This window comes from Methylibium sp. T29-B (assembly GCF_000576225.1).
Classification (GTDB): Bacteria; Pseudomonadota; Gammaproteobacteria; order Burkholderiales; family Burkholderiaceae_C; genus Methylibium; species Methylibium petroleiphilum.
Window position 1 is genome coordinate 1 of sequence record NZ_AZSN01000150.1, and the last position, 8,554, is coordinate 8,554.

General features: G+C 69.9%; 6 protein-coding genes and 2 pseudogenes. 5 read left to right on the forward strand and 3 right to left on the reverse strand.

Annotation, left to right across the window (positions count from 1 at the left end):
* A partial coding sequence (locus Y694_RS17600; protein ID WP_036234886.1) for a 2-C-methyl-D-erythritol 4-phosphate cytidylyltransferase occupies positions 1-258 on the reverse strand: 258 nt, incomplete at its 3' end.
* An 84-nt stretch (positions 259-342) separates the two neighbouring features.
* Between Y694_RS17600 and mfd the strand changes: the two are divergent.
* The 3 genes and pseudogenes from mfd (at position 343) to Y694_RS17615 (ending at position 5,051) form a co-directional block, all read left to right on the forward strand.
* Positions 343-3,815, forward strand: a pseudogene (gene mfd, locus Y694_RS17605) (transcription-repair coupling factor).
* A gap of 2 nt (positions 3,816-3,817) precedes the next feature.
* A complete protein-coding gene (gene serB / locus Y694_RS17610) occupies positions 3,818-4,537 on the forward strand; it encodes a phosphoserine phosphatase SerB (protein ID WP_036234882.1) in 720 nt (239 codons plus the stop codon).
* Positions 4,538-4,628: 91 nt separating this feature from the next.
* Positions 4,629-5,051, forward strand: coding sequence for a cupin domain-containing protein (locus tag Y694_RS17615; RefSeq protein WP_011829166.1), 423 nt, complete (start codon positions 4,629-4,631; stop codon positions 5,049-5,051).
* Positions 5,052-5,114: 63 nt separating this feature from the next.
* Here the strand turns inward: Y694_RS17615 and Y694_RS17620 are convergent, their stop codons facing one another.
* Entirely contained in the window at positions 5,115-5,774 is a 660-nt protein-coding gene (locus tag Y694_RS17620) for a glutathione S-transferase family protein (protein WP_011829165.1), read from the reverse strand.
* 132 nt (positions 5,775-5,906) lie between these two features.
* Between Y694_RS17620 and Y694_RS17625 the strand changes: the two are divergent.
* Together Y694_RS17625 and Y694_RS17630 are read left to right on the forward strand one after the other, a co-directional pair.
* Positions 5,907-7,126 (forward strand): annotated as a pseudogene (locus Y694_RS17625) (polyhydroxyalkanoate depolymerase).
* 58 nt (positions 7,127-7,184) lie between these two features.
* Positions 7,185-7,823, forward strand: coding sequence for a DsbA family oxidoreductase (locus Y694_RS17630; protein ID WP_036234884.1), 639 nt, complete (start codon positions 7,185-7,187; stop codon positions 7,821-7,823).
* A 46-nt stretch (positions 7,824-7,869) separates the two neighbouring features.
* Here the strand turns inward: Y694_RS17630 and Y694_RS17635 are convergent.
* Positions 7,870-8,554, reverse strand: a 685-nt coding sequence (locus tag Y694_RS17635; RefSeq protein ID WP_036234885.1) for a virulence factor family protein, incomplete at its 5' end; no start/stop codon positions are given.

Genomic DNA, 8,554 nt, shown 5'->3' on the forward strand with positions numbered 1-8,554 from the left:
GGCGCCGCCGACGCGCGCCACCCAGGTCTGCACCGCCGGCGCATGCGCCTCGAACACGCGATCCTCCGGCGCCACGACGACCAGCGTGCCGGCGAGGCGCGCCACGCGCGCCAGCGCCGCCAGCGTGTGCGCGACGACGCTGCGGCCGGCGATCTCGCGGTACTGCTTGGGTCCCCCCACGCCGGCCCGCTCGCCGACGCCCGCACAGGGCACGAGCGCATAGCACCGGGGTGGCTCGAGAGCGGGATTCGGGGTCATCGGATGCCGATTCTAGAATTCACCCCGTGGATCGCCCCGCCTGCTCCCGCGGCGGGGCGATCTGCTTTCGACTTTCTTCACCGCATGGACCTCCCCGCCCTCGCCCCCGGCAAGCGCTACACCCTGCCCCGCCCGTTCGGCTCGGCCGATGCACTGCTGCTCGCGCGCTTCGCCGAGCAGCGCGCCGCGCAGGGGCAGATCACCGCCGTCATCAGTGCCGAACCGGCCGACACGCAGCGGCTGCAGGACGAACTGGCCTTCTTCGCGCCAGGCTTGCGCGTCGCCGTGTTCCCCGACTGGGAGACGCTGCCTTACGACAGCTTCTCGCCGCACCAGGACCTGATCTCCGAGCGGCTGGCCACGCTGTGGCGCATCCTGCATGCGCGGAGCGAGGGCGCGATCGACGTGGTGCTGATGCCGGCGACCACGGCATTGCTGCGGCTCGCGCCGCCGTCCTTCCTGGCGGCCTACACCTTCCACTTCGTGCAGAAGCAGAAGCTCGACGAGGCGGCGCTGAAGGCCCAGCTCACGCTGGCCGGCTACCAGCACGTGAGCCAGGTGGTGTCGCCCGGCGAGTACGCGGTGCGCGGCGGGCTGATCGACCTGTTCCCGATGGGCTCCCCGGTGCCCTATCGCGTGGACCTGTTCGACAACGAGGTCGACTCGATCCGCACCTTCGACCCCGACAGCCAGCGCAGCCTCTACCCGGTGCCCGAGGTGCGGCTGCTGCCGGGCCGCGAGTTCCCGATGGACGAGACGGCCCGCACCGGTTTCCGCGCCCGCTGGCGCGAGAAGATGGAAGGCGACCCGAGCCGCTCGCGCCTCTACAAGGACATGGGCACCGGCCTGGCCGGTCCCGGCATCGAGTTCTACCTGCCGCTGTTCTTCGACGAGACGGCGACGGTGTTCGACTACCTCGGCGCCGCGGCCGAACTGGTGCTGCACGGCGAGGTCGATGCAGCGCTGAACAAGTTCTGGGGCGAGACGCGCGAGCGCCACCGCTTCCTGCAGCACGACCCCGAGCGGCCGATCCTGCCGCCGCAGGAGATCTACCTGCCGCCCGACGCCTTCTTCGCGCGCTGCAACGACCATGCGCAGCTGTCGCTGCGCGGCAGCGACCCGCTCGAATGGGTGCGCCCGCTGCCCGATCTGGCCGTCGAGCGCGGCACGCCCGACCCGCTGCGCAAGCTGGAGCAGCACCTCGCGAAGCAGGGCACCGACAGCGCCGGCCCGCGCGTGCTGCTCGTCGCCGAGAGCGAGGGCCGCCGCGAGAGCCTGCTGGAGCTGCTGCGCGACCACCAGCTGGAGCCGCCGACGGTCGCTTCGCTCGCGGACTTCGAGGCCGGCGATCACCGCTACGCGATCACCGTCGCGCCGCTGGCGAGCGGCTTCTTCTGGGTCCGTGGGTCGGGAACGCCCGGCATCCAGTTCGTCACCGAGACCGAGCTGTTCGACGCCGCACCCACGGTACGGCGCCGCCGCAAGCAGGAGCAGACCAGCGATGTCGACGCGCTGATCAAGGACCTGTCGGAGCTCAAGGTCGGCGACCCGGTGGTGCATGCCAACCACGGCATCGGCCGCTACGTGGGGCTGGTCAACATCGACCTGGGCGACGGGCCGAGCGAGTTCCTGCACCTCGAGTACGCCGACAAGGCGACGCTTTACGTGCCGGTCGCGCAGCTGCAGCTCATCAGCCGCTACACCGGCGTCAGCGCCGAGGAGGCGCCGCTGCACCGGCTGGGTTCCGGCCAGTGGGAGAAGGCCAAGCGCAAGGCGGCCGAGCAGGTGCGCGATACCGCCGCCGAGCTGCTGAACCTGTACGCGCGCCGCGCCGCCCGTGAAGGCCATGCCTTCCGCTTCTCGCCGCAGGACTACGAGGCCTTCGCCGCCAGCTTCGGCTTCGAGGAAACGGCCGACCAGCGCGCCGCGATCCACGCGGTGATCCAGGACCTGGTCAGCCCCAAGCCGATGGACCGTCTGGTGTGCGGCGACGTCGGCTTCGGCAAGACCGAGGTGGCGCTGCGTGCCGCCTTCGTCGCGGTCACCGGCGGCAAGCAGGTGGCGCTGCTGGCGCCGACCACGCTGCTGGCCGAGCAGCACTACCAGAACATCGCCGACCGCTTCGCCAAGTGGCCGGTCAAGGTGGCCGAGATGTCGCGCTTCCGCTCGGCCAAGGAGATCAAGGCGGCGATGGCCGGACTGGCCGAGGGCACGATCGACATCGTGGTCGGCACACACAAGCTGCTGAGCCAGGACACCAAGTTCGCCAACCTCGGGCTGCTGATCATCGACGAGGAGCACCGCTTCGGCGTGCGCCACAAGGAAGCCATGAAGCGCTGCGCGCCGAGGTCGACGTGCTGACCCTCACCGCCACGCCCATCCCGCGCACCCTGGGCATGGCGCTCGAGGGCCTGCGCGACCTGAGCGTGATCGCCACCGCGCCACAGCGCCGGCTGGCCATCAAGACCTTCGTGCGCGGCGAGTCCAACGGCACCATCCGCGAGGCGGTGATGCGCGAGCTGAAGCGCGGCGGTCAGGTCTACTTCCTGCACAACGAGGTGGAGACCATCGAGAACCGCCGCCGCACGCTGGAGGAACTGCTTCCGGAAGCGCGCATCGCCGTCGCCCATGGCCAGATGCCCGAGCGCGAGCTGGAGCGGGTGATGCGCGAGTTCGTCGCGCAGAAGCACAACCTGCTGCTGTGCTCGACCATCATCGAGACGGGCATCGACGTGCCCACCGCCAACACCATCGTGATGAGCCGCGCCGACAAGTTCGGCCTGGCACAGCTGCACCAGCTGCGCGGGCGCGTCGGCCGCTCGCACCACCAGGCCTATGCCTACCTGCTGGTGCCCGATGTGGAAGGCCTCACCAAGCAGGCCGCGCAGCGCCTGCAGGCGATCCAGGACATGGAGGAGCTGGGCTCGGGCTTCTACCTCGCGATGCACGACCTGGAGATCCGCGGTGCCGGCGAGGTGCTGGGCGAGAACCAGAGCGGCAACATGATGGAGGTCGGCTTCCAGCTCTACAACGAGATGCTGGCCACCGCGGTGCGCGAGATGAAGGCCGGCCGCGAGCCCGACCTGCTGAACCCGGTGAACGTGGCCACCGACGTCAACCTGCACGCGCCGGCGCTGCTGCCCGACGCCTATTGCGGCGACGTGCATGTGCGCCTGTCGCTCTACAAGCGGCTGGCCAGCGCCGACCGGCTGGACAAGATCGACACCATGCTCGAGGAAATCGTCGACCGCTTCGGCAAGCTGCCGCCGCAGGCGCAGACGCTGTTCGACGTGCACCGCCTGCGCGTGCAGGCGCGCGCCTACGGTGTGCTCAAGATCGACGCCGGCCCGCAGGCCATGAGCATCGGCTTCCGGCCCGACGCGCCGGTCGACGCGCTGCGCATCATCGAGCTGGTGCAGAAGAACCGGCACATCAAGCTGGCCGGCAACGACAAGCTGCGCATCGAGAAGGCATTGCCCGATCCGATGGCCCGCGCCCAGTTCATCCGCGACGTGCTGCGCTCGCTCGGCACGCCCACCCCCGCCCTTTCCGCATGAGCATGACGCCACCGACCGAGTTCGCCCCGGGATTGACCGTGCGGGGCATCGCGCCGCCGATGAAGCTGCCGGACTTCGGCCTGATCGCCTTCGACATGGACTCGACGCTGATCAACATCGAGTGCGTCGACGAGATCGCCGACGCGGCCGGCCGCAAGGCCGAGGTCGCGGCCATCACCGAGGCCGCGATGCGCGGCGAGATCGCCGACTACAAGGACAGCCTGCGACGGCGCGTGGCACTGCTGAAGGGCGTGCCGGTGACGGCGATGCAGCAGGTGCTCTCCCAGCGCCTGCAGCTCAACCCCGGCGCCGAGACGCTGGTGCGCGCCTGCCGGGCCGCGGGCCTGAGGACGCTGCTGGTCTCGGGCGGCTTCACCTTCTTCAGCGACCACGTGCGCGACCGGCTGGGCCTCGACTTCACCCGCAGCAACGTGCTCGAGGTGGCCGAGGGCGCCCTCACCGGCCGGATGGTCGACCAGGACTGGGGCGACATCTGCGATGGCGAGGAGAAGCGGAAGATGCTGCTCGCCACCTGTGCGCAGCTGGGCATCGCGCCCTCGCGCGCGATCGCCATGGGCGACGGCGCCAACGACCTGCCGATGATGGGCGCTGCCGGCCTGTCGGTGGCCTACCACGCGAAGCCCGCGGTGCGGGCGCAGGCGATGGTATCGATCGAGCAGGGCGGGCTGGACCGTCTGCTCGAGGTGATGTCGCCGCACTGAGCGCTGCCCTGTCCCGGGGCAGGCCGGATCGCTCCGGCAGGAATGGTTTGTGCATAGCAGCAATCCATTACCAACCCCGGAGGGCCCCGCCATGCTCGATCGCACCGCCACGAAGTTCTCCCACGTCAAGCCGACCGACACCCACTTCCGCAGCGACGGCTTGCGCGATTTCTTCCTCTACCGCGATCTGGGCATCGCCGAGGCCACCAACGGCAAGGTGATCGCGCAGCTGGTGATCGCGAACAATGCACCGGAGAAAGGCACGGGGTGGCACCGCCATGAGGCGGAGTTCCACATCGTGATCATGCTCCGGGGCTGGGCGAAGTTCATGTACGAGGATCAGGAGACGCTGGTCTCTGCCGGCGACTGCGTGCACCAGCGCCCGGGCGTCCGCCACTTCCTGTTCGACTACTCGCCCGACATGGAGTACCTGGAAGTGGTCGGCCCGGCCGACTTCAAGACCATCGACGTCGATCCGGTCTGCGATATCCCGGCGCCCAAGGCCTGGTTCTGAGAACGCCGGGCCCGTTTCCGTCCCCCGCCAGGGCGGGAGCGGGCCGGCGGTGACGGCGGGCGGTCAGAACTCGACTTCGAGTTCCTCCATCGACTCCGGCTCGGTCTTCGCGGCCGCGATCCATTCCTGCATCTCGGGCATCGACATCACCCGCAGGCAGTACTCGATGCAGGCGCGGTCGCTGATGCGCACGTCGTAGGTCTTGAGCCGCGTGACCACCGGCGCGTACATCGCATCGGCCATCGTGCGGTGCTCACCGAACAGCCATGGACCGCCGTAGCGCTTCAGGCAGTCCGACCAGATCTCGACCACGCGCTCGATGTCCGACTGCGCCCGGCTCCACACCTTGTAGCCCGGGAAACTGCCCTTCAGGTTCATCGGCAGCGCCGAGCGCAGCGAGCTGAAGCCCGAGTGCATCTCGCCGCAGACGGCCCGGCAGTGCGCGCGCGCCGCACGATCGGCCGGCAGCAGCCCGGCCTTGGGCTTGATCTCGTGCAGGTACTCGGCGATCGCCAGCGTGTCCCACACGTCGACCTTGTCGTGGCGCAGCCGCGGCACCAGGATCGAAGGCGCCAGCAGCAGGATCTCGGCCTTCACGCCCGGATCGTCGGGCGGCAGGACGTGCTCGCTGAAGTCCAGCCCCGCGAAGCGCGCGAGCAGCCAGCCGCGCAGGGACCACGACGAATAGTTCTTGCTGCTGATCGTGAGCGTGGCCTTGGCCATGGTGCATCCGTCCTCCAGGTGCACTCCCTCCCGCAATCGCTGTGCCAGCCTGGGGCGGCGACTCCGCATGGCCTGCAACTTGCCTGCGGTGCCTTGCATGACCCCGCCTGTCGACGGGGGATGAGGCAGCCCATGATGTACCAGGCCTACCAGAACCACACCGATCTGCTGGCGCCGCTCCAGACGGCGGCCAGTACCGCAGCGAGCTACCTCAGCCACGAGTGGTTCGTCCTGAAGCAGCTGCCGGCGGTGCGCAAGCTGGCTGCCGCCTGCGAGGTGTTCTCGCTCGCCAGGCTGACGCACCAGCGGCCCGAGTTCCGCATCAGCTCCGTGCGGGTCGGCGAGCGCGAGCTGAAGGTGCGCGAGGAGGTGGTGACCAGCACGCCCTTCGCCACCCTGCTGCGCTTCGTGCGCGAGGACGCTCCGGCCGACCAGCCGCGCGTGCTGATCGCCGCGCCGCTGTCGGGCCACTTCGCCACGCTGCTGCGCGACACGGTGCGCACGATGATGGCCGACCACGACGTCTACATCACCGACTGGCACAACGCCCGCCATGTGCCGCTGGCCGAGGGGCCGTTCGGCCTGGACGAGTACATCGACCACCTGATCCTGTTCCTGGAGACCATGGGCCCCGGCTCGCACCTGATGGCGATCTGCCAGCCTGCGTGCCGGCGCTGGCCGCGGTGGCGCTGATGAGCGAGGACGACAACCCGGCGCAGCCGCGCAGCATGTCGCTGATGGCCGGCCCGATCGACTGCCGCATCAACCCGACCGAGGTGAACAAGCTCGCGACCAGCAAGCCGATCGAGTGGTTCGAGAAGAACCTGGTGCACGACGTGCCGCTGCGCTATGCCGGCGCGATGCGGCGCGTGTACCCCGGCTTCCTGCAGCTCACCGCCTTCATGAGCATGAACCCGGACCGGCACCGCAAGGCCTTCGCCGACCTGTACCACCACATCGCCACCGGCGACATCGAGAAGGCCGAGGCCACGCGGCAGTTCTACGAGGAGTACTTCGCGGTCAACGACCTGGCCGCCGAGTTCTATCTGGAGACCGTGAAACTGGTGTTCCAGGACTACGCGCTGGCGCAGGGCGAACTGAACTACCGCGGCCGCACCGTCGACACCCGGGCGATCCGCCGCACCGCGCTCTTCACCGTCGAGGGCGAGCGCGACGACATCTGCTCGATCGGCCAGACCGTCGCCGCGCACGACCTGTGCGGTGGCCTCGCCCCCTTCCGCAAGACCCACCACGTGCAGCTCGGCGTGGGCCACTACGGCGTGTTCAGCGGCCGGCGCTGGCAGCAGCAGATCTACCCACGGGTGCGCGAGCTGATCCACGTGAGCCAGTGACGGCCCGTTGCGGGCCTGCGGCGCCGCAGCCCGGGCTTCGCCGCTAGACTGATCCTCCATGAAGAGGATGAAGATCGATTTCGTGTCCGATGTGGTCTGCCCCTGGTGCGCCATCGGCCTGAACGCGCTGGAGCAGGCCATCCAGCGCCTGGACGGCGAGCTGTCCGTCGAGCTGCACGTCCAGCCCTTCGAGCTGAACCCGCAGATGCCGCCCGAAGGCGAAGAGATCGTGGCCCACCTCACGCGCAAGTACGGCATCACGCCGGAGGACTGCGCGCGCAACACCGAGATGATCCGCGTGCGCGGTGAGACCGTGGGCTTCCGCTTCGGCCGCCGAAGCCGCACCTGCAACACCTTCGACGCCCACCGGCTGCTGCACTGGGCCGGCCTCGAAGGCCGCCAGCGCGAACTGAAGCACGCGCTGCTGCGCGCCTATTTCACCGACGGCGAGAACGTCGCCGACCCCGGCCTGCTGGTGCGCGTGGCGGGCGAGGCGGGGCTCGACCCGCAGCGCGCGCAGGCTCTGCTGGCGTCGGACGAGTTTGCCGCCGAGGTGCGCGAACAGGAGCAGCTCTGGCTCGACCGCGGCATCCATTCGGTGCCCTCGATCGTCATCGACGGCCGGCACCTGGTTCAAGGCGGCCAGCCGGTCGAGGTGTTCGAGCAGGTATTGCGGGAGCTGGCCGGGCGGGCGTGAACGGCCCGTCGTCCGGCACCGACTCACCATCCGCGCCGGCACTCGTTCAGCGCGGCACCGCTTCCAGGATCCGACCGGCCAGCGCGTCGTAGTCGCCGCCGAAGTGGTGCCCGCCCGGCAGCGCCAGCGCGCGCACGTGCTTCGGTGCGAGCTGGGGGCACAGCGAATCGCGCTCGTCGCTGCCGTGGATGCACAGCGTGCCCGCGGCCGACAGCTTCTGGGCCTCGGGGGCGATCGGGCGGTCGCCGCTGGCGCCGATCCAGTGGGTCACGTGGAACTCGAACGCCGCCTTCTGGCCCAGGCCGAGCAGCGCCGTCAGTTGCACGCTGGCGCGCGTGCGGGCCGGCAGTCGGTTGATCGCGAAGGGCAGCACGTCGGCGCCCTGCGAGTAGCCGATCAGCAGCACCTCGCTGCGCTGCCAGCGTGCGGCGTAGTAGCGGATCAGACGGTCGAGGTCGGCGGCCAGGCCCTCGGGCGTGCGCGCGCTCCAGAAGTAGCGCAGCGAATCGAAACCGGCCACCGGCACGCCCTGCTTCGCCAGCGCGGCGGCGATGCTCTTGTCGATCCCGGCCCAGCCGCCGTCCCCCGACAACAGCACCGCGAAGCGCCGAGCGTTGCCCGCATCGCTGCCGGCCGCCGCCGTCGCCGGCACCTCGACGATCGGCAGGTCGGCCAGCTGGGCCGGTGGCGCGCCGAGCGACACGCGGTGGGTGGCCAGGCGCGCATAGGCC